Below are 1,774 nucleotides of genomic sequence, written 5' to 3'. Positions count from 1 at the left end.
AGGCGGCGACTCCCTCTTGAAAAGATGATAATGACAAGGTTTATCGGACTTTACTAGTGACCCAAAATATTTTTTATTGTAAGTTAAGAATTTCGTCTACCTAAAAGTACATACCTTTGCAGATACTGTAAGTAAAGGGCAACGCTACGCTGCCAGTTACAGAAACTGTCAATTTAGTATGGCATGCACTTTGGATCTCCAAATACCTTATGATGACGAACCCTCCCACATCTCTTAGCGTCATGCGCTGACATTCCTTCGTGCGGTCTATCATAAGTTGGAGGCCGGCGAGATGCTCCCGATGAGGCTCGAGGCCTAATGTACGCCGCTGATGCCAGCTTCTCCGTGTCATGAATGGATGCTTTAGAACGCCAGCCTTATGCTACTAACTGTAAACAGGGAAGATCGGCAAGCATTTGCTCACCATTGAATTTTCGTTTCTTCGTACACAGGGCATGGAGAATCTTTAATAATTTGCTACATAACACGACCATTGACTCCTTCTTACGAAGGGGGTTTTTTGGTCGTTGCGTATAATATTGATGAAGCTTCATAAAGGCTAGGTTATTTCGAAGTATCGGACGCATCGCTTTGAATAAAAGAGCTCGTAGACGTCTACGTCCTCGTTTCGATATCTTCTTCTCTCCTCTATGTGTACCTGAGGAATTCTCTCGTAATGTGAGACCCGCTAATTTAATTAGTTGGCGTGGACTCTCAAAGTCATTGAAACTCCCAATCTCCGCTAAGAGACCGGTAATGGTGCCGCGGGAAATACCCGGGAAGGATGCCAGATATTCATAATCAGCCGTTTGGATAATCAGCGATTCTGTTTCTTGTTCGACCATCGCAAGTTCTTCCTCAATTAGGCGGTATTGACGAATAAGACATTGTATCTCTCGTTTAGCTCCCCACGGAGCTACGTTGATGCCAATGGAAGTCTGAGCGACTTTAATGACATCAGCTGCTAGTTTGGGACGTCTTTGTTTCATATGACTCGCTTTTGCACATTGATCAGCTAGTTCTTCCGGTGTCATATTGACTAGCTCCGCAGGTAATGGAGTTGTCTCTAAAACGCCTAGAACCATGGCTCCAAAATCTGAAAAGATTTGGAATAGCTCTGGGAAGTATTTATCTACCCATCGATGTATTTTATTTTTCAGAGTGGTACGATCGTCTATTAACGCTTGCTCAAGCGTGAAGCAGGAACGAATATCTGCTGCTAGATCACGAAGGAGCTTAGGATGTGAGAAACGACCGTCTTTCATTAACCGTGCGATCGTCAAGGCGTCTTTCTTATCGTTTTTAGTCTGTAGGTTATCATCAAGTTCCTTTACACGCTTCACATGCATCGGATTGACAATGACCAGTGGTATGCCATAATCCTCTAAGAAATACGCCAAGTTCATCCAGTAATGTCCTGTAGGCTCCACGCCCACTAGCACGTCTGATTTCTTGAATTCTTTCATGCCTTCGAGGACTTCTTGATAGAACTGTTCAAATCCTTTACGTGTCTGTTTAACGAGAAAAGCTTTTTTCAAAACACGTCCTCGTTCATCGACAAAGGTTGCGTAATGATTATATTTAGCGATATCGATACCTATAACTAAAGTTTGTTCTGTGACTTGATTTATTTTAGTGTTTTCTTTAGAATTCATGTGAGTCCTCCTTGGTTGTAATTAGGGGTCAAGCCCTCAATGCCTTGACACCCCCGAATCATACCAAGGGGACTTTTCTATTTCAATAGGGCTCCACTAAACAAACAGGAATGCTCCCG

The 1,774-nt window shown here is 43.1% G+C and carries 1 protein-coding gene; it reads right to left on the bottom strand.

The features are described from left to right. Window positions 1-377: 377 nt before the first annotated feature. Window positions 378-1,655 carry an IS110 family RNA-guided transposase gene (locus tag CSV73_RS16210; protein WP_099628085.1) on the bottom strand — a complete coding sequence of 426 codons (1,278 nt, stop codon included), beginning with the start codon at window positions 1,653-1,655 and terminating at the stop codon, window positions 378-380. Between the last annotated feature and the right edge of the window lie 119 nt (window positions 1,656-1,774).

It is taken from the genome of Sporosarcina sp. P1 (assembly GCF_002743155.1).
Lineage (GTDB): Bacteria > Bacillota > Bacilli > Bacillales_A > Planococcaceae > Sporosarcina > Sporosarcina ureae_B.
The sequence above is the reverse complement of the archived record's forward strand: the minus strand, read 5'-3'. Positions and strand labels throughout refer to the sequence as shown.